The sequence below is a fragment of the Phycicoccus sp. Root101 genome, from assembly GCF_001426245.1.
In the GTDB taxonomy this organism is placed as follows: Bacteria; Actinomycetota; Actinomycetes; order Actinomycetales; family Dermatophilaceae; genus Pedococcus.
Genome location: NZ_LMCM01000007.1, coordinates 121082 through 146051, shown reverse-complemented (window position 1 = coordinate 146051; position 24970 = coordinate 121082). Strand labels below are relative to the sequence as shown.

Sequence of the window (24970 nt, the reverse complement as noted above, 5' to 3'; positions counted from 1 at the left end):
CCCGTGAGCGACCAGACGACCGACCAGACCGGCATTGCGACGGCCGACCTCTACGACGAGCACGGCGAGGCCCTCCAGTCCTGCTCGGTGCAGCTGCGCCACTACGGCGGCCGGACCGTGTTCCACGGCACCATCAGCACGATCCGGTGCCACCGCGACAACGCGCTGGTCAAGGCGACGCTGAACGAGCCCGGTCAGGGCAAGGTGCTGGTGGTCGACGGGGGTGCGTCGCTGGAGTCGGCCCTCATGGGTGACCTCATCGCCGCGGCCGCAGTGGCCAACGGCTGGGCCGGGGTCGTCATCCACGGCGCCGTCCGTGACGTGGTGGCCCTGCGTGGCCTGCCGATGGGGACACTGGCCCTCGGCTCGAACCCCCGCAAGAGCGCCAAGGACGGTGTCGGGGAGCGCGACGTGGTCGTGAGCTTCGGTGGTGTCGACTTCGTGCCGGGTCAGACCCTGTGGGCCGACGAGGACGGCATCCTCGCCACGAGGGCCTGACCCGACGGGTCCCGACTCCGGACCTCCGCGGCGACGGTGGTGCGAGCCGGGTGCGGGCGCCCACCCCTCATGGGCGCCCGACCCCCTCGGACGGGGCGGGGTGCGAACCCCTCCCCGCTCACGGACGGACCTGCGGCCATGAGGGCCAGTCCTCCGCGAGTCGTGAGTCGGCCACCTCGCCGACGGCGGTCACCGGGACCTGTCGCACGCTCCAGCCGGCTCCGCGGTCGGTGCTCACGTGCAGCGTGCCGTGCGTCCACGTGCTCGCGGCCAGGGCCGGGTCGGAGCCCTCCCAGCCGACCGGCACGACGTAGTAGGCGAGGGTGTCTGCCGTGCTCACGTCGCACATGACCACCCGGACCGGCTCCCTGGTGGCCAGGACGTGCCGGCCGCGGGACCCGTCCGGTTCGACCCAGCGCGCCTCGTAGCTGAAGTCCACGCCGTTGGGGTCGGTGAACGTGTCGGCATACCCCCACAGGACCGAGCCGCGGTCGGCAGACCAGTGCTGGTTGTCCACGTCCAGCGGCGCCACCGTCCGCCTCGCCAGGTCCACGACGCAGAGCAGGCCCCCGAGGCAGCGCGTCGTCGTGAGGCCGGGGCGGGGACGGACGAAGGCGTGGGAGCGCAGGTCCCTGAGGTCGACGGGATCCGGCAGGCGCGGGTCGAGGACCTGCGCCCGCCCGTCGGCGCCCTCGAGGTAGAACCGCCCGTCGGACAGGAAGTCCAGCCGCACGTAGCCGTTCGAGGGCAGGACCCACGTCCGCGTGAGGTCGTGGGCGACGACCTGCACGGCACTCCCGCACCGCCCGCTGGTGGCCGGGCTGGTGCCGTTGCACCGGGTCCACAGCTCGGCCGTCACGGACGGTTCGCCGGGTGCCTCGGTCTCGAGGACCAGCGAGCCGCGGGGGTTGCGGAAGATGTCCGCGACCTGCTGGTCGTGGACGTTAGGGGCCGCGGGCAGCGTGGTGGGACGTCCCGGTCCGAAGGTCGAGAGGGCCACGGCCACGGCGACGACCAGCGACAGCACTCCCACGAAGGAGCGCCGCGCCCGCCGGCGACGTGCGGCGACCTCGACCAGGTCGTCGAACACCGGTGGTTCGAGGCGCTGCTCGAGCTGGAGGGTCAGGCTCCGGATGTCAGGCATGCTCGTGCTCCTCCACCTCGGTGAGCAGCAGCGACAGCTGCTCCCTGGCCCGGGACAGCCGTGACTTCACGGTGCCCTCGGGGATGTCGAGCTCCCTGGCGACCTGCAGGACGGAGCGGTCCGCGACGTAGTGCAGGACGGCGACGGTGCGCAGGTCCGGGGCGAGGGTGGCGAGGGCGGCGACGAGGGCGACATGGTCGGGACCGAGCTCCAGGGCCATGGCGGGGCCGGGCACCTGTGCGCCCCGTCGTTGCACGATCGCCAGGTGGCGCCAACGGTTGCGCAGCTGGTTGAGGGCCACCGTCCGCAGCCACGCCTCCGGGTTGTCCAGCCTGGCGAAGCGCCGTCCGAGGCCGATGGCCTTGACGAACGCCTCCTGGACCGCGTCCTCCGCCTCGGCCTGGTCGCCGCTCAGGGCGAGCATCTGCACGACGAGGCGGCGGTACGACGCGGCATACACGCGTCGGACGGCGTCCTGACTGTCCATCGCCCACCTCGGCTCTGCTCCTGATGCTGACACCTGGACGACACCTGGGCGACCCCTTTGGTTCGCGTGACCCGCGGCGCCCCCCGTGCGGTCGGTCGTGGCACCATGCAGCTACGTCTCGCATCCGAGACGGTATGCCGCCCGCAGGACTCCTGTGCGGGCCCTGGCTCCGCTGTGATGGGGGGATGACCACCACTGCACCCCTCTCCGGCGCCGCGTCCTCGGTCGCCCCGGTCACCGTCGGGATCGGCGCGCTGTCCTTCGAGGACGTCGTCGCCGTCGCCCGCCACGACGCCCCGGTCGAGCTCTCGCCCCAGTCGCTGGGGGAGGTCCGTCGGACCCGTGCCGTGATCGAGGCGCTGGCCGACGACACCCAGGCGCACTACGGCGTCTCGACTGGCTTCGGCGCGTTGGCCACCCGGCACATCCCGGTGGAGCTGCGTGCCCAGCTCCAGCGCTCCCTGGTCCGCTCCCACGCCGCCGGCTCCGGTGCCGAGGTCGAGCGCGAGGTCGTGCGGGCCCTGATGCTGCTGCGCATCTCGACGCTGGCCACCGGACGCACCGGCATCCGCGAGGAGACGCTGTCGACCTACGTCGCGATGCTCAACGCCGGCATCACCCCGGTGGTCCACGAGTACGGCTCGCTCGGCTGCTCCGGTGACCTCGCGCCGCTGTCCCACTGCGCGCTCGCCCTCATGGGGGAGGGCGTGGTCCGCGACGCGGAGGGCGAGAAGATGCCCACCGCGGAGGCCTTCGCCGCGGCCGGCATCACCCCGGTCGGGCTGCGCGAGAAGGAGGGGCTGGCCCTCATCAACGGCACCGACGGCATGCTCGGGATGCTCGTCCTCGCGATCACCGACCTGCGGATGCTGCTCAAGGTCGCCGACGTCACCGCTGCGATGAGCGTCGAGGGCCAGCTCGGCACCGACGACGTCTTCGCCGCCGACCTGCACGCCCTGCGCCCCCAGCGCGGCCAGGCGCTGTCGGCCTCGAACCTGCGCAAGGTCATGCAGGACAGCGGGATCCGCGACAGCCACCGCGACCCCGAGGCCTGCACCCGGGTCCAGGACGCCTACTCCCTGCGCTGCTCGCCGCAGGTCGCCGGCGGCGTCCGCGACACCGTCGAGCACGCCGCCACGGTGGCCGGGTTCGAGCTGGCGTCGGCCGTCGACAATCCGGTCGTCACCCCTGACGGCCGGGTCGAGTCCAACGGCAACTTCCACGGGGCACCGGTCGCCTACGTGCTCGACTTCCTCGCCATCGTCGCGGCCGACCTCGCCTCCATCTCCGAGCGACGGACCGACCGCTTCCTCGACGTCTCGCGCAACCACGGGCTGCACGCGTTCCTCGCCGACGACCCCGGTGTCGACAGCGGCCACATGATCGCGCAGTACACCCAGGCCGCGATCGTCTCGGAGATGAAGAGGCTGGCCGCCCCCGCCTCGGTCGACTCGATCCCCAGCAGCGCCATGCAGGAGGACCACGTGTCGATGGGCTGGTCCGCGGCCCGCAAGCTGCGTCGCTCGGTCGACGGCCTCACCCGCGTCCTGGCCGTCGAGCTGCTCACCGCGGCGCGGGCTCTCGACCTGCGGGCCCCGCTGACGCCGGCTCCAGCCACGGCTGCCGTCGTCGCCGCCCTGCGTGCGGCCGGCGCCCCCGCCCCGGGCACCGACCGGTTCCTCGCCCCCGAGATCGAGACCGCGTTCCGGCTCGTCGCCAGCGGCGAGGCCCTGGCCGCGGCCGAGGCCGTCACCGGCCCGCTCAGCTGACCCCGCGCCATACCCCGCCTGCCCCACCAGCCCGCCCCACCAGCCCCGAACTGCACCGAAGGAGAACGACATGGAAGGCGCTCGTCCCGTCCGCTCACCGCGCGGCACCCAGCTGACCCACGCCACCCACTGGGGCGCCGAGGCGCCGTTGCGGATGCTCATGAACAACCTCGACCCCGAGAACGCCGAGCGTCCCGACGACCTGGTCGTCTACGGCGGCACCGGCCGTGCGGCCCGTGACTGGAAGTCGTTCGACGCGATGGTCCGGACCCTGTCGACGCTCAAGCAGGACGAGACCATGCTCGTGCAGAGCGGCCGTCCCGTCGGGGTCATGCAGACCCACGAGTGGGCGCCGCGCGTCCTCATCGCCAACTCCAACCTCGTCGGCGACTGGGCCACCTGGCCCGAGTTCCGCCGGCTCGAGCACCTCGGGCTGACGATGTACGGCCAGATGACGGCCGGGTCGTGGATCTACATCGGCACCCAGGGCATCGTCCAGGGGACGTACGAGACGTTCGGGGCGATCGCCGAGAAGCGTTTCGGGGGAACGCTCGCCGGCACGCTGACGCTGACCGCCGGGTGCGGCGGCATGGGCGGCGCCCAGCCGCTGGCCGTCACGATGAACGAGGGCGCCTGCCTCATCGTCGACGTCGACGAGTCGCGGCTGCGCCGCCGGGTCGAGCACCGCTACCTCGACGAGGTCGCCGACTCGCTCGACGAGGCGATCGACAAGGCCGTCGCCGCCAAGAACGAGCGTCGCGCCTGGTCCGTCGGCGTCGTGGGCAACGCCGCGGAGGTGTTCCCCGAGCTGCTGCGCCGCGGGGTGCCGATCGACATCGTCACCGACCAGACCTCGGCGCACGACCCGTTGTCCTACCTGCCCGAGGGCATCGAGCTCGGCGACTGGCACGAGTACGCGGACAAGAAGCCGGAGGAGTTCACCGACCGCGCCCGCGAGTCGATGGCCAGGCACGTGCAGGCGATGGTCGAGTTCCAGGACGCCGGCGCCGAGGTCTTCGACTACGGCAACAGCATCCGCGACGAGGCCCGGCAGGGCGGCTACGACCGCGCGTTCGAGTTCCCCGGTTTCGTCCCGGCCTACATCCGCCCGCTGTTCTGCGAGGGGAAGGGCCCGTTCCGCTGGGCCGCGCTCTCGGGCGACCCCAAGGACATCGCGGCGACCGACAAGGCCGTCCTCGACCTGTTCCCCGACAACGAGCGGCTGCACAAGTGGATCCGCGGCGCCCAGGACCGGATCGCGTTCCAGGGCCTGCCCGCCCGCATCTGCTGGCTCGGCCAGGGCGAGCGCGACAAGGCCGGGCTCGCGTTCAACGAGCTGGTCCGCACCGGTGAGGTGAGCGCCCCGCTCGTCATCGGCCGCGACCACCTCGACACGGGTTCGGTGGCCAGCCCCTACCGCGAGACCGAGTCCATGCTCGACGGCTCCGACGCGATCGCCGACTGGCCCCTGCTCAACGCCCTCGTCAACACCTCCTCGGGTGCGAGCTGGGTCTCGATCCACCACGGTGGTGGCGTCGGCATCGGCCGTTCGCTGCACGCCGGACAGGTCTCGCTCGCCGACGGCACCGAGCTGGCCGCGCAGAAGCTCGCCCGCGTGCTGACGAACGACCCCGCCATGGGTGTCATCCGGCACGTCGACGCCGGGTACGACATCGCCGAGCGCACCGCTGCCGAGCAGGGCGTCCGCATCCCCATGCGCGAGGGCTGACCAGCCCGTCCACGACCTACGTCAGGCGACGTATGCCGCGTGGTGACCACGCGGCATACGCTCGCTGGACGGGGGTGAGGGCACTGGGACGACAGGCACGGTTCGAGGCGGTCCGCCGGCCTGCCCCGGCACCGGTGGTCGCGGCCCTCGTCGGGGCCGTCCTCGCGCTCGGCGCCTGCACGGGCTCGACGTCGAAGGCCGCTGGCGCGGTGACGTCTGCGCCGAGCGTGGCGGTGGCCGGCAAGGGCAGCTCGACCTACGGCACCTCGACGGTCGAACCCCCGACCCCCTCCGCGCCGGTGCCCACGGTGGGCGACCCGGCGACGACCTTCACGTTCGCCGTCATCCCCGACACCCAGCCCGAGGTCAAGGCCGACGACCCGCGGACGGACACCCGGATCGCGTGGCTCGTGCAGCACCGCGACCAGCTCAACCTCCAGTGGGTCCTGCACAGCGGCGACGTCCAGGACTGGGACACCCCGGACCACCAGCAGTGGGTCAGCATGAGCACACGGTTCAAGGCGCTGGGGGCTGCCGGGATCCCGTTCATCGCCTCGCCCGGCAACCACGACACCGCGGCGGTCTGCGAGGGCGGTTCGGCCTGCCCCGGTGCCGACACCGCCACGACCGTCCGCGACACGACCCTGTGGAACCAGTACTACCCGCCGAGCTACTTCGGCTTCACCGGACTGGCCGAGCCGGGGAAGTCGGACAACGGCTACCGCACGTTCCGCGCGGGCGGGGTGGACTGGCTCGTGCTCAGCCTCGAGCTCTGGCCGCGACCCGAGATCGTGCAGTGGGCCACGGGGGTCGTGGCCGCGCACCCGAAGGACAACGTCATCGTGCTGACCCACATGTTCCTCGAGGGCGACGGGTCGATCTCGCAGACCAACGGCGGGTACGGCGCGACCAGTCCCCAGCAGCTCTGGGACGCGCTCAAGCCGTACCCGAACGTCGTCATGACCTTCTCGGGCCACACCGGCCAGGTCGTGAGCGAGACGACCCCGGCCGCCGACGGCCACCCGGTCGCGATGTTCCTGCAGGCCATGCACGCCCCCGACACCAACCCGGTGCGCCTCGTCACGGTCGACACCGCCACCGGGACGGTCACAACGCAGGTGCGGGCCAGCTACGACCGGTCCAGGCCACCGGGGCAGCGCGACGTCGAGGAGGTCTACCCCTACTCGCGCACCCTCAGCGGTATGCGGTTCGTCCGCCCCTGAGGGGCAGCCGGGACCGGATCGGTCAGCCGGCTGGCTCGGTGACGTCGGCCACCTGCGCGCCCAGGGCCTCGACGATGTCGTCCGCCTGCGCGGTGGCCGCCACCCCGTGGGCCCCCGCACCGATCGACACGAGCCGGCCGGCCACCGTCGCATCGGCGACGACCGGCCAGGCGGTGGTCGAGCCGAACGGCGTGATGGTGCCGCGCTCGTAGCCGGTGACGTCCTTGGCCGTGGCGGCATCGGGCATCGACATCCGGTTGACACCGAGCAGCGCCCGCAGCTTGGGCCACGAGATCTCGCGCCCGCCCGGCACGAGCACGAAGAGGTAGTCGTCCTCGGCCCGGCGCACGACCAGCGTCTTGATGATGTCGTGCGGTTCGACGCCGCGGGCGGCAGCGGCCTCCTCGAGGGACCCGACCCGCCCGTGCCTGGTCAGGGTGTGCTCGATCCCGCTGTCGGCCAGCGCCTGAGCCGCGCGCTGGGCACCGTCGTCACTCATGGAGCCAGCCTAGGTCTCCTGCCGCCGGGGCGGGGGTGCCATGCTGGGGCGGTGAACGAGCGCAACGTCCTCGGTGGCGACCTGGAGCCCTGCGGCACCGAGCCCATGACCGGCTTCTTCCGGGACGGGTGCTGTCGCACCGGCGCCGAGGACCTCGGCAGCCACACCATCTGCGCGGTGGCGACCGCGGAGTTCCTCGAGCACCAGCGCGGTATCGGCAACGACCTGTCCAACCCCATGCCCGAGTACGGCTTCCCCGGCCTGGTGCCGGGGGACCGCTGGTGCGTCACGGCCCTGAACTGGGCCCGGGCCTTCAGCGACGGTGTGGGTGCTCCCGTGGTCCTCGCCTCCACCCACGAGTCGGTGCTGACCCTGGTGCCGCTCGCGGTGCTGCAGCAGCACGCGGTCGACGTGCCCTCCGACATCAGCTCGCTCGAGTCGTAGAAGTCTCCCATCCGAGACACATTGCCGGTGCCGCCCCGGTCGGCGCCGGCCCGTGGGGTGTGGAATGGTCAGGTCGTCGGTCCGAGGCCGACCAGCCAGCCGAGCACCGGAGTCGAGAGGGCAGCGTGAGCTTCGAGTCGATGTGGGCCGACCTGCAGCCCGTGGGGCGCAGTGCGGCCTCCGGTGGCTACCGGCGCTTCGCCTGGACGCGCGAGGACCACGACCTTCGCGAGTGGTTCGCCGCGGAGGCGACCCGCCGTGGACTCGACCTCACCGAGGACCGGATGGGCAACCAGTGGGCCTGGTGGGGCGACCCCGACCAGGCGGTCCGCGACGGTGACAAGGGTGTCGTCACCGGCTCCCACCTCGACAGCGTCCCCGATGGTGGTGCCTTCGACGGTCCACTCGGTGTGGTGAGCGCCTTTGCTGCCGTGGATGCGTTGCAGGGCAACGGGTTCGCTCCGCGCCGCCCCATCGGCATCGTCAACTTCGTCGACGAGGAGGGTGCGCGCTTCGGTGTCGCGTGCGCCGGCTCCCGCGTCATCACCGGGGCCATGACGGCCCGCCGGGCCCGTGGCCTCACCGACGCCGACGGCACCTCGATGGCCGACGCGCTCGCCGCCGCCGGGCGCGACCCGCACCAGATCGGCCGCGACGACGAGACGGTCGGCAGGATCGGGGCGTTCGTCGAGCTGCACGTCGAGCAGGGGCGAGGGCTCATCGACCTCGGCCAGCCGGTGGCCGTCGGCACGGACATCTGGCCGCACGGCCGCTGGCGGCTCGACTTCCCCGGCGAGGCCAACCACGCCGGGACCACGCGCCTCGAGGACCGCCAGGACGCGATGCTGGGGTTCGCCGGGGCCGTCCTCGCCGCCCGCGAGGCCGCGATCAACCACGGGTGCGTGGCGACGGTGGGCAAGGTCGCCGTCGTCCCGGGCGGCGTCAACGCCGTTCCCAGTGCGGTCACCGGCTGGCTCGACGCGCGCGGCGCCAAGCCCCGCGCCGTCCGCCGTGCGGTCGCCGACGTGCAGGGCATGGTCGAGCAGGCCGGCGGCCACGTGACGGAGGAGTCCTGGACCCCGTCGACCCCGTTCGACCCGTCCCTCTCGGCGCGGATCGCGACCCGGCTCGGCGGCATACCGGCGCTCGGCACCGGTGCCGGGCACGATGCCGGCATCCTCGCGAACGCCGGGGTGCCCACGGCGATGCTCTTCGTCCGCAACCCCACGGGCATCTCCCACTCGCCCGCGGAGCACGCCGAGACCTCCGACTGCCTCGAGGGCGTCGCCGCCCTCACCGCCGTCCTCGAGGACCTCGCCGGGGAGGCCGGATGACGACCTACTGGGCCGAGCACGCCTGGCTGCCCACGGGACTGGCGACCGACGTGCGGTTCGAGGTGGTGGAGGGGCGGTTCGTCGCCGTCCACCGGAAGGCGCGCCCCGCCCCGGGGGACGAGCGGCTCCACGGCGTCGTCCTCCCCGGGCTGGCGAACGCGCACAGCCACGCGTTCCACCGCGCGCTGCGCGGCCGCACGCACGTCGACGGCGGCAACTTCTGGACGTGGCGCGACCAGATGTATGCCGTGACCCGGCACCTCACGCCGGACACGTACTTCGCCCTCGCCAGGGCGGTCTTCGCCGAGATGGCGCTGGCCGGCATCACGGCGGTCGGCGAGTTCCACTACCTGCACCACGCACCGGGCGGCAAGCGGTACGACGACCCCAACGCCATGGGTCACGCCCTGGTCTCCGCCGCCCAGGAGGTGGGGATCAGGCTCACGTTGCTCGACACCTGCTACCTCGCCGGAGGACTGACGGGTGACGGGCACCTGCCCCTCGACGACGTCCAGGTGCGCTTCTCCGACGGTGACGTCGACGCGTGGGCCGCCCGGGTCGCGGCCCTCGAGCCGGGCCTGACCACCCGCATCGGGGCGGCGGTGCACTCGGTGCGCGCCATCCCGCGCGACCAGCTCGAACCCATGGCGCAGGTGACCCGGGGACGCATCGTGCACGCGCACGTCAGCGAGCAGCCGGCCGAGAACCTCGCCACCCAGATGTTCTACGGCGCCACCCCCACCGCGCTGCTCGCCGAGGCGGGTCTGGTCAACGAACGCTTCTCCGCGGTCCACGCGACCCACCTCACCGACGAGGACGTTCGCCTCCTCGGCGACGGGCGGGCGACGGCCTGCTTCTGCCCGACGACCGAGCGCGACCTCGCCGACGGGATCGGCCCCGCGCGCACGCTCGCGGACCACGGGGTGCGGTTGTCCCTCGGGTCCGACCAGCACGCGGTGATCGACCCATTCGAGGAGCTCCGCGGCCTGGAGATGCACGAGCGGCTCACGAGCAACGAGCGTGGCCGGTTCACCGGGGACGAGCTCCTGCGAGCCGCCGGCGTCGACGGGTACCGCAGCCTCGGCTGGAACGACATCGGCGACATCGCCGAGGGTCAGGTCGCCGACTTCGTCCTCGTGCGCACCGACACCGTCAACACGGTGGGATCCAAGGCGGCCCAGATCCTCTACAGCGCAACGCGATCCGACGTCGACCTCGTCGTCGTGGGAGGCCGCGCCGTCGTGCGCGACGGCGCCCACGAGCTCGGGGACGTCGCAGGCCTTCTCTCGAAGGCGCTTGCCGACGTCAGGGAGCACCGGTGAGCAGCACCGTCGTCACCGGGATCGGTGAGCTCCTCACGTGCGACGGGATGGACGGGCCGGTCGGCGGTCGCCTGGGGCTGCGGCACGGAGCGGCCGTGGTCGTGGAGGACGGACTGGTCGCGTGGCTCGGCACTGCGACCGACGCCCCGGCCGCGGACCACCGGGTCGACGTCGGTGGGCGCGCGGTCATCCCGGGGTTCGTCGACTCGCACGCGCACCTCGTCTTCGCCGGGGACCGCGGCGACGAGTTCGCCGCGCGGATGGCGGGGACGCCCTACGACGGCGGTGGCATCGGTGTCTCCGTCCGGGCGACCCGGGCCGCCACCGATGACGAGCTGAGGGCCCTGGTGGCCGCCCGGTTCGCCGAGATGCGGGCCCAGGGAACGACCACCGTCGAGGTCAAGAGCGGCTACGGCCTCACGGTGGAGGACGAGGTCCGCGCCCTGCGCATCGCCTCGGAGTTCACGACCGAGACGACGTTCCTGGGGGCGCACGTGGTGCCCGCCGAGTACGCCGCCGACCGCGCGGCATACCTCGAGCTCGTCACCGGGCCGATGCTCACGGCGGCGGCACCGCACGCGCGGTGGGTCGACGTGTTCTGCGAGCCGCACTCGGCCCACGCCTTCACCGCGGAGGAGGCGCGCGCCGTCCTGCTCGCCGGGCGGGAGGCCGGGCTGGGGCTGCGCGTCCACGGCAACCAGCTGGGTCCGGGCCCGGGTGTCCAGCTCGCCGTCGAGCTCGGCGCCGCCAGCGTCGACCACTGCACCCACCTGTCCGACGACGACGTCACCGCCCTCGCCGACGCGGTGGGCACCACGGTGGCGACGCTCCTGCCCGGCGTGGAGTTCTCGACCCGGTCGCCCTACCCGGACGCCGCCGGCCTGCTGCGTGCCGGTGTCGACATCGCCCTCGCCACGGACTGCAACCCGGGCACCTGCTACTCGTCGTCGATGCCGTTCGTCATCGCCCTGGCCGTCCGAGAGATGGGCCTCACCCCCGGTGAGGCCGTGTATGCCGCGACCGCCGGCTCGGCGAAGTCGTTGCGCCGCAGCGACATCGGACGGATCGTCGTGGGTGGGAGAGCTGACCTCACCGTGCTCGACGCCCCCTCCCACGTCCACCTGTCCTACCGCGCCGGCGTGCCCATCGCGCGGGCCCTGGACCTCTCCGGCGCGTCCACGGGGGTGGCGGGATGAGCGGGCCCGAGCCCGCCCCCGAGCTCGTCGAGGTCGCGCACGCCTGCTTCGACTTCGCCCGGCACGGCGACACCCCGCGCCTGCTCGCCTACGTCGCGGCCGGGGTGCCGGTCGACCTCACGGACGCGAGCGGCAACACGCTCCTGATGCTCGCCGCCTACCACGGTCACGCCGATGCCGTGCTCGGCCTCGCGGCGGCCGGCGCCGACGTCGACCGGACCAACGACCGCGGTCAGACGCCGCTGGCCGGGGCGGTCTTCAAGGGTGAGGACGAGGTGGTGCAGGCCCTGCTGGAGCACGGCGCCGATCCCGACCTCGGGACGCCGAGCGCCAGGGCCACGGCGGCGATGTTCGGTCGCGAGGACCTGCTCGCGCAGTGACCGCCAGCCGACCTCGGGACGCCAACCGCTCCAGGTCGCCAGCCGGTCCCGGTCGCGAGCCGGTCTACGACGCCAGTCGGTCGCGCCGTCGGGCGGCAGGGGCGACGCCGTCGGCACCGTTGACCTCGGCCCACACGGCGTCGAGCGACAGGCCGAGGACGTCCGCGATCGCCGCGATGGTCGGGAACGCCGGTGTGGCGACGCGTCCCGACTCGATCTTGCGCAGCGTCTCCGGCGAGAGGTGGGCGTCGAGGGCCGTCTCGAGCATCGGGCGGTCTCCTCGGGCCCGACGCAGCAGGGCGCCGAGACGCTGCCCGCGTTCGACCTCGGCGGGGGTGAGTGGCAACCTGACCATGGTCGGATACTAATACCGGGATATCATTACCGGGATAGTTATTGGATGTTCCGGAAAGGCCGCGCATGATCGAGATCCTCAGCCCCACCCAGCTCGTCCGGGCCAGGGAACCCGGTGCCCTCGTCGCGGACATCCTGCAGACCCTGAGGTCGCGCAGCGCGGTCGGGACCAACCTGCTCGACATCGACCGGTGGGCCAAGGCGATGATCCTCGAGGCCGGCGCGGTGTCCTGCTACGTCGACTACGCGCCGTCCTTCGGACGCGGTCCCTTCGGCCACTACATCTGCACCTCGGTGAACGACGCGGTGCTGCACGGCCTCCCGCGCGACCTCGTGCTGGCGGACGGCGACCTCGTCTCGCTCGACCTCGCCGTGTCGCTGGGCGGGATCGTCGCGGACTCCGCGATCAGCTTCGTCGTCGGCGACTCCCAGCCGGCCGAGAGCCTGGCGCTCATCGACGCGACCGAGCGGGCCCTCGCGGCCGGGATCGCCGTCGCCAGCCCGGGCGCCCGGATCGGGGACCTCTCCCACGCGATCGGCTCGAGCCTCCGGGCGTCCGGCTACTCGGTCAACACGCAGTTCGGCGGCCACGGGGTGGGTTCGACGATGCACCAGGACCCGCACGTCGCGAACGCCGGTCGGCCCGGACGTGGCTACACCCTGCGCCCCGGGCTGCTGCTGGCACTCGAGCCGTGGGTGATGGCCGACACCGACGAGCTGGTCACGGATGCCGACGGGTGGACGCTGAAGAGCGCCACCGGCTGCCGGACCGCGCACAGCGAGCACACCATCGCGATCACCGAGCACGGCGCCGAGGTCCTCACGCTGCCGCGGGTGGCCAACTGAGGGACGCCTGACGCGGCGCTGGTCGTGGCGCCGGTCGTGGCGCCGGTCGCGGGGTCCGGACGCCTGTCAGGCCTCGCCGTCCTGCATGGCCTGGGGGAGGTGGCCGGCCGACTTCTCGTAGTACTGGGCGGCCTTGCGGGTCATCGCGACCTTGGCGGCGCCGGCCGCCAGCCCGGTGAGGGCGGCGAACGCGACCGCGTCCTTCCACGGCGTGCGCGGGTCGCGGGGGTCCAGCGTCGAGTCCTTGCCGGCCTTTTTCCAGATGGTCGTCACCAGCTTGTTCGCGACGATGCCGGCCAGCACCGCGGATCCCGTTCCCATGATTCTCCACACCATCGGGCCCATGTCGTCCTCCAGTCGTCGTGCAGGTCGCAGATCTCTGCGCCGTCGTCCTGTCCAGCCTTGCACAGGGTGGAGTAGCCTGCAGACGTCACGACAGGGGAGCGCGCAAGCGCTGAGAGTGCGGCCCACCGCAGACCCTCACACCTGATCCGGTTCGCACCGGCGTAGGGAGTCGAGTTCTCACGCACCTGTCGGCCGTCGTGCCTCTCCGGTGCGCTGGTCGGCAGGGGCCACCCCCTCGGAATCCAACGGATCCTCGGGAGGCACGACCATGAGCACCACCAACACCCCCGCCGGCTCGCCCGGCACCAGCACCACCAGCACGGCCACCACCAGCACGCCCGACGCCAGCACCGGCTCCACTGGCACCGGCACCACGACCCCCGCCCGCCGCGGCAGTATCCGTGCGAGCGGCTCCCTGTTCGGGTGGCGCACGGTCGACCTGCTGACCGTCGCCTTCCTCGGCGCCGCGTTCGGCATCGCCTACTGGGGCTGGGGCCTCGCCTACGGCGGCCCGGCCGACCTCCTCGGCAAGGCCTTCCCACCCCTGCAGGGCATCACCGCCGCTCCGTGGCTGATGGCCGGGGTCGTCGGTGGCCTCGTGATCCGGCGTCCCGGCGCAGCCCTCCTGTGCGAGGTCATCGCCGCGCTGGTCTCGATGCTCCCCGGCACCCAGTGGGGTGCGTCCACCCTGGTGTCCGGCATCCTCCAGGGAGCGGGCGCCGAGATCGCCTTCCTGCTCCTCGGGTACGGCGCCTTCGGCCTCGGTGCGGCGGCTCTCGCCGGTGCCCTCAGCGCGCCCCTCGAGGCGGTCTACGAGTGGCAGGTCTACTGGACCGACTGGGGCATGGACTACAAGCTCCTCTACGGCGCCATCCTCACCGTGTCGGGAGCCGTCATCGCCGGCGGCCTCGGCTGGCTGCTGACCCGGGCGCTGGCCAAGGCCGGTGCCCTCGGCGCCTTCCCGGTCGGTCAGGAAGTCAGGGAGACCCGCGCTGTCTGACCTCGCCGGCCGCGTGCTGACCCCCGATGACGTCCCCGTCGCCGGGGGCGCAGCCGGACGCGTCGAGGTCCGCGACCTCACGTGGCGCCCGTACGGCCGCCGCGAACCCGTGCTGCGCGGGATCGACCTCGTCGTCCCTGCGGGCCAACGCCTGCTGCTCGTCGGCCCCAGCGGGTCGGGCAAGTCCACCCTCCTGCGTGCCCTCGCGGGCGTGCTCGAGGTCGCCGACTCCGGTGAGCTCAGCGGTTCGGTCCTGCTCGACGGGACCGAACCGGGTGCCCGGGCCGGTGCCGTCGGCCTGGTGCTCCAGGAGCCCGGGGCGGGCGTGGTCTCGGCGACCATCGGGCGTGACGTCGCCTTCGGCCTGGAGAACACGGGTGTGCCGCGCGCGGACATGCCGGACCGCGTCGCCTCCGCGCTGGCGGCCGTGCACCTGACGATGCCGCAGGACACCCCCACACACGCGCTCTCGGGTGGGGAGCAGCAACGCCTCGCGCTCGCCGGCGCGCTGGCCCTGGAACCCGGGCTGCTGCTCCTCGACGAACCGACCGCGATGCTCGACCCGGTCAACGCGGCCTCCGTCCGGGAGGTCGTCGACGAGGTGACGCGGTCCAGGGGCCTGACCACGGTCGTGGTCGAGCACCGGCTCGGGCCGTGGGTCGACTTCGCCGACCGGCTCGTCGTCCTGGACTCGGCGGGCAGGGTCGTCGCCGACGGCCCACCGGGCCGGGTCCTGGCCGACGAGGGCGAGGCCCTTGCCGCCCAAGGGATCTGGGTGCCCGGCGTCGCCGATCCCGATCCCATCCCGGTCCCCCCGGGGACGTTCGGGCCGGGCCGGCTCGGAGCGCACGTGGTGGCCCTCGACGCGGTCGACCTGCGGGTGGAGCGTTCGGTGCGTCGTCTGGACGGGTCGACCCGCACCAGCGTCGCCGTCGACGCCCAGTGGCTGCAGGTGAGAGCGGGTGAGTCACACGCCCTCATCGGCCCCTCGGGCGCGGGCAAGTCCACGCTCGTGCTCGCGCTCGCCGGGCTCGTGGACCGGCAGGGTGGTCAGGTGCGGGTCCACCCCGAGCTGGCGGTCGAGGGAGGTCGTGACCCTCGCGACTGGTCCACGAAGGACGTCGCCCGGACCCTCGCGTGGGTGCCGCAGTGGGCCAGCTCGACGCTGGTCGCCTCCACGGTCCTCGACGAGGTGATGACGACCTCCCGTGCCCTCGGCCTCGTGGAGTCCGAGGCCCTGGCCCGGTGCCGTGCCCTCCTCGGAGTGCTCGGGCTCGGGCACCTGGAGCAGGCCGATCCCCGTCACCTCTCCGGCGGCGAGCAGCGACGCCTCGCGATGGTGTCGGCCGTGGCCCACCAGCCCGCGGTCCTGCTCGCGGACGAGGCCACGGTCGGCCAGGACCGCAGGACGTGGGCGGCGGTCGTCGGCATCCTCGAGGCGTTGCGGGACGCCGACTCGGCCGTGGTCGTGACGACCCACGACGACGGGGTCGTCGACCGGGCGGACCGGGTCACCACCGTCAGCCGTCCCGCGCAGCCACCGAGCCCGCCCACGCCGCGACGGCCGCTGGTGGCGCGAGCCGGCCCCCTGGCCCTGCTCGCGGGGTCGCTGCTCGCCATACCGGCCGGGGTCGTGTCGCCGCACTGGCGCACGAGCCTCGCGGTCCTGGCCACCCAGCTGGTCCTCATGGGCCTCGCCCTGGCCGCCCCGGGGCGCGGGCCCCGGCCCAGGGGCCGGGCTGCCGGTGTCGCCGTGCGGATGGTGCCCGGCCTGGTCGGGGCGGTCTCCGTCGCGTGGTCGACGTGGCTGCTCGGGACCCGCGACCTCGACGTCGTCGCGACGGCCGGCCTGCGCGTCCTCGTCATCGTGCTGCCGTCCGCGGTGCTGATCCGGTACGTCGACGCCGACGCCCTCGGTGACCACCTCGCCCAGCAGCTGCGGCTCCCCGCACGTCCGGTCGTCGCGCTGGCTGCCGCCCTCCAGCGCGTGCACACGTTCGGCGACACCTGGGCCGAGATCGCGCGCGCTCGCAGGGTGCGGGGGATCGCCGCGACGGCACGGTCCCCGCGGTCGGTCCTGGACGAGGTCTGGGCGCTGACCCTGGGCATGCTCGTGCGCTCGCTCCAGGCGGCGGCGGTGCTCGCCGTGGCGATGGACGCCCGCGGGTTCGCCACGGCGTCGCGGCGCACGTGGGCGCACGCCGCACCCTGGGGGCTCGCGGACAGCCTCGTGCTGGTGCTCTCGCTCGCCCCGGTCGCCGTCGCGCTGCTGGCGGTCTAGCGCTGCCCGGGCGCGTCCGGTGCCGTCAGCGCTTCTCGCAGGCGATGCCGTCCTTGTCGCGGTCGCTCTTGGTGTTGAGCTTGTAGGTCGCCGCGCTGACGGTGAAGCTGGTGACCGGCTTGGTCGACCCGCTGACCTTGTCCTTGGCGCCGGGCCTGCCGACACCGTGCTTGTAGACCTTGTTCAGCTCGGTGCAGTTCTTGTAGGCCTTCGGCTTGGGGGCGGCCTCGGCCGAGACCGACGTCGCGATGACGAAGCCGCTGGAGAGCAGGGTGGAGGCGACGAGGGTGGCGAGGGCGGAACGGGAGCGCATGCGCGCACTCTCGCAGCCGGCCGGGTACGAAGCAGGCCTTTTCGCCACCTTCCGACCCTCCCCGCGGACAACCTCGGCCGGACGGCTGACCATCCCGTGGGACTTGCCGTGACCTGCCCGACGGCCGTGGAGGTGGGCCTCTAGCCTTGACCGGTGGACTGGACCGACTACGACGCTGCCCTCTTCGACCTCGATGGGGTGCTGACCCCGACCGCTGAGGTGCACATGCGGGCGTGGGACGTCATGTTCAACGACTACCTCCGCAGCCGGAAGGAGGGCCGCGACGAGGACCAGCAGCCCTACACCGAGCAGGACTACTTCGACTTCGTGGACGGCAAGCCGCGCTACGACGGCGTGCGCTCCTTCCTCGCCTCGCGCGGCATCACCCTGCCGGACGGCACCCCTGACGACGCCCCCGAGCTCGAGACCGTGTGCGGCCTCGGCAACCGCAAGAACGCCGCCTTCTCCGCGGTGCTCCGTGACGAGGGCGTCACCCCCTACCCGGCCTCGGTCGCCCTCCTGGACCACCTGCGCGAGCGCGGCACCGCCGTCGCCGTCGTCTCCTCGTCCCGCAACGCCCCGGCCGTCCTCGCCGCCGCCGGCCTCGCCGACCGCTTCGAGGTCGTCGTCGACGGCCAGGTCGCCGCGGCCGCCGGCCTCCCGGGCAAGCCGGCTCCCGACACCTACCTGTATGCCGCGGAGCAGCTCGGCGTGACCAAGGAGCGTTCCGTCGTGCTCGAGGACGCCCTCTCGGGGGTCCAGTCCGGCCGGGCCGGGGACTTCGGGCTCGTCGTCGGGGTCGACCGAGGTGCCGGCGCCCAGCCGCTGCTCGACGGTGGCGCCGACGTGGTCGTGTCCGAGCTCGACGAGCTGATCGCTCGATGAGCGACTCCGGCACCGGCCACGGCGGCGCCCCGACGACCACCCCCGTCGACCCGGTCGACCGCACCCGCTTCCCGGTCGACGAGTGGGCGTGGACCGAGACGGCCTTCTCCAACGAGGACCTCGGCGTCACCGAGACGGTGTTCGCCGTCGCCAACGGCTACCTCGGCATGCGCGGCAACGTCGAGGAGGGTCGCGAGACCCACGCCCACGGCACCTTCATCAACGGGTTCCACGAGACCTGGAAGATCCGGCACGCGGAGGAGGCCTTCGGCTTCGCCCAGACCGGCCAGACCATCGTCAACGTCCCGGACGTCAAGACGATCAAGCTCTACGTCGACGACGAGCCGCTGCTCCTCTCGGTCGCGGACCTCGAGCACTACGAGCGGTCGCTCGACTTCGCCGACGGGGTGCTGCGCCGGTCGCTCGTCTGGTGCACGCCCTCGGGCAAGCGGGTCAAGGTCGAGTCGCGACGCATGGTGTCGTTCGAGCAGCGGCACCTCGCGGTGATGACGTTCGAGGTGACCCTGCTCGATGGCGACGCCCCGATCGCGATCTCGTCGCAGGTGCTCAACCGCCAGGACGGCCAGGACGAGTACTTCGTGAAGTCGGCGGCCATGGGTGCCGGGTTCGACCCGCGCAAGGCCGCCAAGTTCACCGAGCGGGTCCTGCTGCCGCAGAGCCACTGGTGCAGCGAGCGCCGGGCCATCCTGGGCTACCGCTGCGCCAGCTCGGGCATGACGGTCGCCGTCGCCGTGGACCACGAGATCCGCACCGACAACGTCTTCGAGGAGCTGGCGCACGCCGAGGAGGACCTGGCCAAGAAGGTCTACCGGGTCACCGCCAGGGAAGGCGTGCCGATCACGATCACCAAGGTCGCGGCATACCACTCCTCGCGCGGGGTGCCCGTGCGCGAGCTGGTCGACCGCGGCCGGCGCACCCTCGACCGCGCGCGGGAGGCCGGTGTCGAGGAGCTGTTCGCCGAGCAGCGGCGCTGGATGGACCGGTTCTGGGCGGACTCGGACGTCGTGGTCGACGGACACCCCGACGTGCAGCAGGCGATCCGGTGGAACCTGTTCCAGCTCGCGCAGGCCTCGGGTCGCGTGGAGCAGGCCGGCATCCCGGCCAAGGGCGTCACGGGCTCGGGGTACGAGGGCCACTACTTCTGGGACACCGAGACGTACGTGCTGCCGTTCCTCAGCTACACCTCGCCGTGGATGGCTCGCGGTGCGCTGCGGTTCCGCTACCAGATGCTCCCGGCCGCACGGCGTCGTGCGCGCGAGCTGTCGCAGTCCGGTGCGGCCTTCCCGTGGCGCACCATCAACGGCGAGGAGGCCTCGGCCTACTACGCCGCGGGCACCGCGCAGTTCCACATCAACGCCGACATCGCCTACGCCCTCTCGAAGTACGTCAGCGCCAGCGGTGACGAGGACTTCATGATGCGCGAGGGGATCGACGTCCTGGTCGAGACCGCGCGGATGTGGGCCGACCTCGGGTTCTGGTTGGGGCGCAAGGAGCCTCGCTTCCACATCCACGGGGTGACCGGTCCGGACGAGTACACGACGGTCGTCAACAACAACCTCTTCACCAACGTCATGGCGCGTGACAACCTGCGCCAGGCCGCCCGGTGGTCGGACATCCTGCGCGAACGGCGACCGAACGACTTCGCCCGCATGATGGCGCGGCTCGAGGTGGACGACGCCGAGATCGAGGAGTGGCGGCACTGTGCCGAGGGGATGCACATCCCCTACGACGAGGCGATGGGCGTGCACCCCCAGGACCAGCACTTCCTCGAGCGGGAGGTGTGGGACCTCGCGGCGACGCCACCGGACAAGCGACCCCTGCTGCTGCACTACCACCCGCTGGTGATCTACCGGTTCCAGGTCCTCAAGCAGGCCGACGTCGTCGCCGCGCTCTTCCTGCAGGGCGACCTGTTCACCGTGGAGGAGAAGCGCGCCGACTTCGAGTACTACGACCCGATCACGACGGGCGACTCGACGCTCTCGGCGGTCGTGCAGTCGATCATCGCGGCGGAGGTCGGCTACCAGGACCTCGCCCTGCGGTACTTCCACTCCGGGCTCTACGTCGACCTCGCGGACCTGCACCGCAACGCCGCCGACGGCGTCCACATCGCCTCCTGCGGCGGTGTCTGGAACGCCACCGTCTACGGGTTCGGCGGCATGCGCGACCACAACGGCACGCTGACCTTCGACCCGCGCCTGCCGGCGAGCTGGCCGCGGCTGGAGTTCCGGCTGCGCGTGCGCGGCAACCGGGTGCGGGTGGAGATCCTTCCGGACCAGATCGCGTTCACCCTCGTGGAGGGCGACGGGCTCGAGTTCGTCGTGCGCGGCGAGCGGGTCAGGGTCGACCCGGGTGAACCCACCGTCGTCGCGCTCGAGGACCAGGGCCCCGTGATCACGCGGGAGCTCGGCAGCATGCCGGTCGTGGGCCGCGGCGACGAGCACGAGATGGTCTACACCGCCGGCGTCCCCGACCCGCGCAGCCGCAAGCGCACCGACGACAACAAGCCCGGCTGACCCGGCCGCCCGACGCCGGACCCCGACCCCGACCCCGCTTCGTCGAGCCGGGGCCCGCCGGGGGTGTGCCGCCAGCCCACCACCCCGCGAACCCGTGGCCGACGCGGTGCCGGCCCCTGCGGCATACGGGCGGGAACAAAGTCTGCACGCACGAAGTTGAGCCTGATGAACTCAAGTTTGGGTGCTCGGATTTGCACCCGTCGGGACGTCGTCCTAACTTGAGTGGAGGCAACTCAACCCGGTACCCATTCCCCAGCACCACAGGAGCATCCCCATGGCACGTGCGGTCGGCATCGACCTCGGAACCACCAACTCGGCTGTCGCCGTCCTCGAGGGCGGCGAGCCGACCATCATCGCGAACGCGGAGGGCGGTCGCACGACCCCGTCCGTCGTCGCGTTCTCCAAGGGCGGTGAGGTCCTGGTCGGCGAGATCGCCAAGCGCCAGGCCGTCACCAACGTCGACCGCACCATCAGGTCGGTCAAGCGCCACATCGGCACGGACTGGAAGTCCCCCGAGATCGACGGCAAGACGTACACCGCCCAGGAGATCAGCGCCCGCATCCTGCAGAAGCTCAAGCGCGACGCCGAGTCCTACCTCGGTGAGGACGTGACCGACGCCGTCATCACCGTTCCCGCGTACTTCGACGACCACGAGCGCCAGGCCACCAAGGAGGCCGGTGAGATCGCGGGCCTCAACGTCCTGCGCATCATCAACGAGCCCACCGCCGCGGCCCTCGCGTACGGCCTCGACAAGGGCAAGGAGGACGAGCTCATCCTCGTCTTCGACCTCGGTGGCGGCACCTTCGACGTGTCCCTCCTCGAGGTCGGCAAGGACCCGGAGGACGGCTTCTCCACCATCCAGGTCCGCTCCACCAGCGGTGACAACAAGCTCGGTGGCGACGACTGGGACGAGCGCATCGTGTCCCACCTGCTCACCACCGTGAAGAACACCTCCGGTGTCGACCTGTCCAAGGACAAGATCGCCATGCAGCGTCTGCGCGACGCGGCGGAGCAGGCCAAGAAGGAGCTCTCGTCCTCGACGAGCACCAACATCTCCCTGCAGTACCTCTCGATGTCGGAGAACGGCCCGATCCACCTCGAGGAGACGATGAGCCGCGCCCAGTTCGAGCAGCTCACCAAGGACCTCCTCGACCGGACCAAGCAGCCGTTCCAGAACGTCATCAAGGACGCCGGCATCTCCCTGTCCGAGATCGACCACGTGGTCCTCGTCGGTGGCTCGACCCGCATGCCCGCCGTGAGCACCCTCGTCAAGGAGCTCACCGGTGGCAAGGAGCCCAACAAGGGCGTCAACCCGGACGAGGTCGTCGCCGTCGGTGCGTCCCTGCAGGCCGGTGTCCTCAAGGGTGAGCGCAAGGACGTCCTCCTCATCGACGTCACGCCGCTGAGCCTGGGCATCGAGACTAAGGGTGGCCTGTTCACCAAGCTCATCGAGCGCAACACCGCGATCCCGACCAAGCGCTCCGAGGTGTTCTCCACCGCCGAGGACAACCAGCCGAGCGTCCTCATCCAGGTGTTCCAGGGTGAGCGCGAGATCGCCCAGCACAACAAGCAGCTCGGCACCTTCGAGCTCAGTGGCATCGCGCCGGCCCCCCGTGGCGTGCCCCAGGTCGAGGTGACGTTCGACATCGACGCCAACGGCATCGTCAACGTCTCCGCCAAGGACCGTGGCACCGGTGCGGAGCAGAAGATCACCATCTCCGGTGGGTCTGCCCTCGCCAAGGAGGACATCGAGCGGATGATCAAGGAGGCGGAGGCCCACGCGGACGAGGACAAGAAGCGCCGTGAGGAGACCGAGGCCCGCAACACCGCCGAGCAGCTCGTCTACTCGACGGAGAAGTTCCTCACCGACAGCGCCGACAAGATCCCGGCCGACGGCCGTGGCGACGTCGACGCCGCCCTCGCGGACCTCAAGGAGGCCCTCAAGGCCGACTCGGGTGCCACCCCCGAGGACATCTCGGCGAAGTCGTCGAAGCTCTCCGAGGAGTCCCAGAAGCTGGGCACAGCGATGTATGCCGCCGCGGCCGAGTCCGACCAGGCCGGCACCGCCGGCGACGGTGCGGGCTCCGGCGACGGCGCCCCGGCCGGCGACGCCTCGTCCGACGACGACGTCGTGGACGCCGAGGTCGTCGAGGACGACGAGGAGAAGAAGTGACGGAGCGCAGCTCCTGGCCCCAGGGCACCGAGGAGGAGGTGGGCGCCGGCCAGCAGGCCGGGCCCACCGCCCCCGAGGCGTCCCCGCTCGAGGGTGACGTGGTGCAGGAGTCGGGCGCCCAGGCCTCCGACGCCTCGGACGACCAGCCCGAGGGCGCCGCAGAAGGCCACCCCGACACCGCCCTCGCGGCGGAGCGGCTGGTCGACCTGCAGCGCCTCCAGGCGGAGTACGTCAACTACAAGCGTCGCGTCGACCGCGACCGTGCGGTCGTGCAGGAGCGCGCCGCCCGGTCCGTCATCGAGGCGCTGCTGCCGGTCCTCGACGACATCCACGCGGCCCGCGAGCACGGCGACCTCGAGGGCGGCCCGTTCTCCTCGATCGCGGACAAGCTCGAGACCACCCTGGGCAAGTTCGGGCTCGAGCGGTACGGCGCCGTGGGCGAGGAGTTCGACCCCTCCCTGCACGAGGCGCTGATGCACACGGCCTGGCCGCAGGACGGTTCGGTCGCCTCGACCGGGTCGACCACCGTGGTCCAGGTGCTCCAGCCCGGCTACCGCGCCGGCGAGCAGGTCCTGCGCGCGGCGCGTGTCGCCGTGGCGGACCCCGAGTGACCGAGGCCAGACTGCACGACACGGCGCGGGAGCCCGGGACGACACCTGTCCCCGGGCTTCCGCCCACCACCGCCACCGACTGCTGAGAGGAGGACCCGGACATGGCCAGCCAGGACTGGTTCGAGAAGGACTTCTACGCCATCCTCGGCGTCCCCCAGGATGCCGACGACGCGGCGATCAAGAAGGCCTACCGCAAGCTCGCCCGCAAGCACCACCCCGACCAGAACCCCGGGGACGCGGCCGCGGAGCAGCGGTTCAAGGACATCGGCGAGGCCAACTCGGTGCTGTCCGACCCCGAGAAGCGCCGGGAGTACGACGCCGTGCGCCAGATGGCCCGCGGCGGGGCCCGCTTCACCGCGGGTGGCCCCGGTGGGGCTGCCGGTGGCGGCGGGTTCGACGACGTGTTCTCGTCGATGTTCGGCGGTGGTGGGGGCGGCCAGCGCGTCCGCTACTCCACCGGCGGTGGCGGGGGCCAGCCCAACCTCGAGGACCTCTTCGGCATGTTCGGGGGCGGTGGCGCTGCCGGCCAGACGTATGGCGGCGGTGCCGGTTTCCGGGCACCGACCGGGCCGCGCAAGGGCGGCGACCTGACGGCCCGCACCAGCCTGTCCTTCCGTGACGCCGTCGCGGGTTCCACCGTCACCCTGGGCGTCACCGGCGGGGGCCAGATCACCACGCGGATCCCGGCCGGCGTCAAGGACGGCCAGAAGATCCGGCTGCGCGGCAAGGGCCAGCCCGGCGACCGCGGGGCCGACAACGGCGACCTCATCCTGACCATCTCGGTGGAGAAGCACCCGGTCTTCAGCAGGGACGGCGACAACCTCACGCTGGACCTGCCGGTGACGTTCGCCGAGGCCGCCCTGGGTGCGACCGTCTCGGTGCCGACCCTCACCGGCGACCCGGTCAAGGTCCGCATCGCGCCGGGCACCCCGAGCGGTCGGGTGCTGCGGGTCAAGGGCCGCGGGGTCCAGGTCAAGGGCACGCCCGGTGACCTGATGGCCCGCGTCGTCGTCGTGGTGCCGCAACGGCTCTCCGACGAGGCCCGTGAGGCGGTGGAGACCCTGCGGTCGCAGGACGAGGGGCACGACCCGCGCGCCGAGCTCTTCGAGAACGCGGGACGGTGACCCGTCGTGGTTCCCGTGGTCCCGGGCTCCGGCTTCTCGCCTGACGACGACGCGCCCGTCTTCGTCATCTCGGTGGCGGCCACCCTCGCGGGGATGCACGCGCAGACCCTGCGGCAGTACGACCGGCTCGGCATCGTCAGCCCGTCGCGCACCCGCGGTGGCGGCCGCCGCTACTCCGGGCGTGACGTGGCGCTGCTGCGTGAGGTGCAGCGGCTCTCCCAGGAGGAGGGCATCAGCCTCGCGGGCATCCAGCGCATCCTCGAGCTCGAGCACCAGGTCGAGACGCTGCGTTCCCGGGTCCGGGAGCTCACCGACGAGGTGGCTGGGTTGCGGGTCGCGACCCGCGGCACGTTCGGCTCGCGGGTGTTCGCCGTCGGGCCGACCGGCGACGTGATCGCGGTCCGGGCGGGGGAGCGCCCCCGCAGCGGCCGTTCCCAGGCCCTCGTGGTCTGGCGACCCAGCCACCGCAGCTGAGCGGA

At 72.4% G+C, this 24970-nt stretch carries 24 protein-coding genes and 1 riboswitch; of the genes, 18 read left to right on the top strand and 6 right to left on the bottom strand.

Going from position 1 to position 24970, the window contains the following annotated elements; all coding sequences use genetic code 11:
- Positions 1-3 precede the first annotated feature (3 nt).
- Positions 4-498 (top strand): ribonuclease E activity regulator RraA, encoded by a 495-nt coding sequence (gene rraA / locus ASC58_RS11355; RefSeq protein ID WP_157598463.1) that lies wholly within the window; start codon positions 4-6, stop codon positions 496-498.
- Positions 499-616: 118 nt separating this feature from the next.
- Here rraA and ASC58_RS11350 read toward each other — a convergent pair whose 3' ends face one another.
- Complete coding sequence (locus tag ASC58_RS11350; RefSeq protein WP_056919379.1) at positions 617-1642, bottom strand: hypothetical protein; 1026 nt, start codon at positions 1640-1642, stop codon at positions 617-619.
- Positions 1635-2129, bottom strand: coding sequence for an RNA polymerase sigma factor (locus tag ASC58_RS11345; protein ID WP_056919378.1), 495 nt, complete (start codon positions 2127-2129; stop codon positions 1635-1637). The genes ASC58_RS11350 and ASC58_RS11345 overlap by 8 nt, the downstream gene beginning before the upstream one ends.
- Before the next feature lie 185 nt (positions 2130-2314).
- On the opposite strand from ASC58_RS11345, the gene hutH reads away from it, so the two are divergent.
- The 3 genes from hutH to ASC58_RS11330 all read left to right on the top strand — a co-directional run bounded on the left by hutH (position 2315) and on the right by ASC58_RS11330 (position 6850).
- Positions 2315-3898, top strand: a complete 1584-nt coding sequence (hutH, locus tag ASC58_RS11340) for a histidine ammonia-lyase (RefSeq protein WP_056919377.1) — start codon at positions 2315-2317, stop codon at positions 3896-3898.
- 70 nt (positions 3899-3968) lie between these two features.
- Entirely contained in the window at positions 3969-5627 is a 1659-nt protein-coding gene (gene hutU / locus ASC58_RS11335) for a urocanate hydratase (protein ID WP_056916233.1), read from the top strand.
- Between the two features lie 74 nt (positions 5628-5701).
- On the top strand, positions 5702-6850 hold the full coding sequence (locus tag ASC58_RS11330; protein WP_162246846.1) for a metallophosphoesterase: 1149 nt from the start codon (positions 5702-5704) through the stop codon (positions 6848-6850).
- Between the two features lie 22 nt (positions 6851-6872).
- Here ASC58_RS11330 and ASC58_RS11325 read toward each other — a convergent pair whose 3' ends face one another.
- Positions 6873-7349 carry an aminoacyl-tRNA deacylase gene (locus ASC58_RS11325; protein ID WP_056919375.1) on the bottom strand — a complete coding sequence of 159 codons (477 nt, stop codon included), beginning with the start codon at positions 7347-7349 and terminating at the stop codon, positions 6873-6875.
- Between the two features lie 51 nt (positions 7350-7400).
- On the opposite strand from ASC58_RS11325, the gene ASC58_RS11320 reads away from it, so the two are divergent.
- The 5 genes from ASC58_RS11320 to ASC58_RS11300 all read left to right on the top strand — a co-directional run bounded on the left by ASC58_RS11320 (position 7401) and on the right by ASC58_RS11300 (position 12025).
- Entirely contained in the window at positions 7401-7793 is a 393-nt protein-coding gene (locus tag ASC58_RS11320; protein WP_056916236.1) for a DUF2237 family protein, read from the top strand.
- Between the two features lie 140 nt (positions 7794-7933).
- Positions 7934-9127, top strand: a complete 1194-nt coding sequence (locus ASC58_RS11315) for an allantoate amidohydrolase (RefSeq protein WP_056919557.1) — start codon at positions 7934-7936, stop codon at positions 9125-9127.
- The gene (locus ASC58_RS11310) at positions 9124-10449 is read left to right on the top strand and encodes a formimidoylglutamate deiminase (protein ID WP_056916237.1); all 1326 of its coding nucleotides are present in this window, start codon (positions 9124-9126) and stop codon (positions 10447-10449) included. Before ASC58_RS11315 ends, ASC58_RS11310 begins: the two co-directional genes overlap by 4 nt.
- Positions 10446-11645, top strand: a complete 1200-nt coding sequence (hutI, locus tag ASC58_RS11305) for an imidazolonepropionase (RefSeq protein WP_082553215.1) — start codon at positions 10446-10448, stop codon at positions 11643-11645. Before ASC58_RS11310 ends, hutI begins: the two co-directional genes overlap by 4 nt.
- Positions 11642-12025 carry an ankyrin repeat domain-containing protein gene (locus ASC58_RS11300; protein WP_056916238.1) on the top strand — a complete coding sequence of 128 codons (384 nt, stop codon included), beginning with the start codon at positions 11642-11644 and terminating at the stop codon, positions 12023-12025. Before hutI ends, ASC58_RS11300 begins: the two co-directional genes overlap by 4 nt.
- A 64-nt stretch (positions 12026-12089) precedes the next feature.
- Here the strand turns inward: ASC58_RS11300 and ASC58_RS11295 are convergent, their stop codons facing one another.
- Positions 12090-12380 (bottom strand): helix-turn-helix domain-containing protein, encoded by a 291-nt coding sequence (locus ASC58_RS11295; RefSeq protein WP_056916239.1) that lies wholly within the window; start codon positions 12378-12380, stop codon positions 12090-12092.
- A gap of 65 nt (positions 12381-12445) precedes the next feature.
- Between ASC58_RS11295 and map the strand changes: the two genes are divergently transcribed.
- The gene (gene map / locus ASC58_RS11290) at positions 12446-13225 is read left to right on the top strand and encodes a type I methionyl aminopeptidase (RefSeq protein WP_056919374.1); all 780 of its coding nucleotides are present in this window, start codon (positions 12446-12448) and stop codon (positions 13223-13225) included.
- A gap of 66 nt (positions 13226-13291) precedes the next feature.
- On the opposite strand, the gene ASC58_RS11285 is transcribed toward map, so the two are convergent.
- Positions 13292-13546 carry a DUF4235 domain-containing protein gene (locus ASC58_RS11285; protein ID WP_235529201.1) on the bottom strand — a complete coding sequence of 85 codons (255 nt, stop codon included), beginning with the start codon at positions 13544-13546 and terminating at the stop codon, positions 13292-13294.
- A gap of 106 nt (positions 13547-13652) precedes the next feature.
- A riboswitch (TPP riboswitch) is annotated at positions 13653-13755 on the top strand.
- An 83-nt stretch (positions 13756-13838) separates the two neighbouring features.
- On the opposite strand from ASC58_RS11285, the gene ASC58_RS11280 reads away from it, so the two are divergent.
- Both ASC58_RS11280 and ASC58_RS11275 read left to right on the top strand, forming a co-directional pair.
- The gene (locus ASC58_RS11280; protein ID WP_082553214.1) at positions 13839-14570 is read left to right on the top strand and encodes an ECF transporter S component; all 732 of its coding nucleotides are present in this window, start codon (positions 13839-13841) and stop codon (positions 14568-14570) included.
- Between the two features lie 13 nt (positions 14571-14583).
- Positions 14584-16851 (top strand): ATP-binding cassette domain-containing protein, encoded by a 2268-nt coding sequence (locus ASC58_RS11275; RefSeq protein ID WP_235529200.1) that lies wholly within the window; start codon positions 14584-14586, stop codon positions 16849-16851.
- A 25-nt stretch (positions 16852-16876) separates the two neighbouring features.
- Here ASC58_RS11275 and ASC58_RS11270 read toward each other — a convergent pair whose 3' ends face one another.
- On the bottom strand, positions 16877-17164 hold the full coding sequence (locus ASC58_RS11270) for an excalibur calcium-binding domain-containing protein (protein ID WP_056916242.1): 288 nt from the start codon (positions 17162-17164) through the stop codon (positions 16877-16879).
- Between the two features lie 153 nt (positions 17165-17317).
- On the opposite strand from ASC58_RS11270, the gene ASC58_RS11265 reads away from it, so the two are divergent.
- The 6 genes from ASC58_RS11265 to ASC58_RS11240 all read left to right on the top strand — a co-directional run bounded on the left by ASC58_RS11265 (position 17318) and on the right by ASC58_RS11240 (position 24965).
- A complete protein-coding gene (locus tag ASC58_RS11265) occupies positions 17318-18049 on the top strand; it encodes an HAD family phosphatase (RefSeq protein WP_056919373.1) in 732 nt (243 codons plus the stop codon).
- Positions 18046-20583, top strand: a complete 2538-nt coding sequence (locus ASC58_RS11260; protein ID WP_056919372.1) for a glycoside hydrolase family 65 protein — start codon at positions 18046-18048, stop codon at positions 20581-20583. The genes ASC58_RS11265 and ASC58_RS11260 overlap by 4 nt, the downstream gene beginning before the upstream one ends.
- A 274-nt stretch (positions 20584-20857) precedes the next feature.
- On the top strand, positions 20858-22756 hold the full coding sequence (gene dnaK, locus ASC58_RS11255; protein ID WP_056919371.1) for a molecular chaperone DnaK: 1899 nt from the start codon (positions 20858-20860) through the stop codon (positions 22754-22756).
- Positions 22753-23367: a nucleotide exchange factor GrpE gene (gene grpE / locus ASC58_RS11250; protein ID WP_056919370.1), complete on the top strand. Its 615-nt coding sequence runs from the start codon at positions 22753-22755 to the stop codon at positions 23365-23367. The genes dnaK and grpE overlap by 4 nt, the downstream gene beginning before the upstream one ends.
- Before the next feature lie 101 nt (positions 23368-23468).
- Positions 23469-24491 carry a DnaJ C-terminal domain-containing protein gene (locus ASC58_RS11245; protein WP_056919369.1) on the top strand — a complete coding sequence of 341 codons (1023 nt, stop codon included), beginning with the start codon at positions 23469-23471 and terminating at the stop codon, positions 24489-24491.
- A gap of 6 nt (positions 24492-24497) precedes the next feature.
- The gene (locus tag ASC58_RS11240; protein WP_369796222.1) at positions 24498-24965 is read left to right on the top strand and encodes a heat shock protein transcriptional repressor HspR; all 468 of its coding nucleotides are present in this window, start codon (positions 24498-24500) and stop codon (positions 24963-24965) included.
- The last annotated feature ends 5 nt before the right edge of the window (positions 24966-24970 follow it).

Excerpts from the sequence above, each read along its gene's own strand:
- hutH (WP_056919377.1), top strand. The coding sequence starts at position 2,315 with ATGACCACCACTGCACCCCTCTCCGGCGCCGCGTCCTCGGTCGCCCCG.
- ASC58_RS11300 (WP_056916238.1), top strand. The coding sequence starts at position 11,642 with ATGAGCGGGCCCGAGCCCGCCCCCGAGCTCGTCGAGGTCGCGCACGCC.
- ASC58_RS11260 (WP_056919372.1), top strand. The coding sequence starts at position 18,046 with ATGAGCGACTCCGGCACCGGCCACGGCGGCGCCCCGACGACCACCCCC.
- ASC58_RS11280 (WP_082553214.1), top strand. The coding sequence starts at position 13,839 with ATGAGCACCACCAACACCCCCGCCGGCTCGCCCGGCACCAGCACCACC.
- ASC58_RS11325 (WP_056919375.1), bottom strand. The coding sequence starts at position 7,349 with ATGAGTGACGACGGTGCCCAGCGCGCGGCTCAGGCGCTGGCCGACAGC.
- ASC58_RS11350 (WP_056919379.1), bottom strand. The coding sequence starts at position 1,642 with ATGCCTGACATCCGGAGCCTGACCCTCCAGCTCGAGCAGCGCCTCGAA.
- ASC58_RS11285 (WP_235529201.1), bottom strand. The coding sequence starts at position 13,546 with ATGGGAACGGGATCCGCGGTGCTGGCCGGCATCGTCGCGAACAAGCTG.
- ASC58_RS11310 (WP_056916237.1), top strand. The coding sequence starts at position 9,124 with ATGACGACCTACTGGGCCGAGCACGCCTGGCTGCCCACGGGACTGGCG.
- ASC58_RS11270 (WP_056916242.1), bottom strand. The coding sequence starts at position 17,164 with ATGCGCTCCCGTTCCGCCCTCGCCACCCTCGTCGCCTCCACCCTGCTC.
- dnaK (WP_056919371.1), top strand. The coding sequence starts at position 20,858 with ATGGCACGTGCGGTCGGCATCGACCTCGGAACCACCAACTCGGCTGTC.
- hutU (WP_056916233.1), top strand. The coding sequence starts at position 3,969 with ATGGAAGGCGCTCGTCCCGTCCGCTCACCGCGCGGCACCCAGCTGACC.
- map (WP_056919374.1), top strand. The coding sequence starts at position 12,446 with ATGATCGAGATCCTCAGCCCCACCCAGCTCGTCCGGGCCAGGGAACCC.
- ASC58_RS11295 (WP_056916239.1), bottom strand. The coding sequence starts at position 12,380 with ATGGTCAGGTTGCCACTCACCCCCGCCGAGGTCGAACGCGGGCAGCGT.
- ASC58_RS11345 (WP_056919378.1), bottom strand. The coding sequence starts at position 2,129 with ATGGACAGTCAGGACGCCGTCCGACGCGTGTATGCCGCGTCGTACCGC.
- ASC58_RS11315 (WP_056919557.1), top strand. The coding sequence starts at position 7,934 with ATGTGGGCCGACCTGCAGCCCGTGGGGCGCAGTGCGGCCTCCGGTGGC.
- ASC58_RS11245 (WP_056919369.1), top strand. The coding sequence starts at position 23,469 with ATGGCCAGCCAGGACTGGTTCGAGAAGGACTTCTACGCCATCCTCGGC.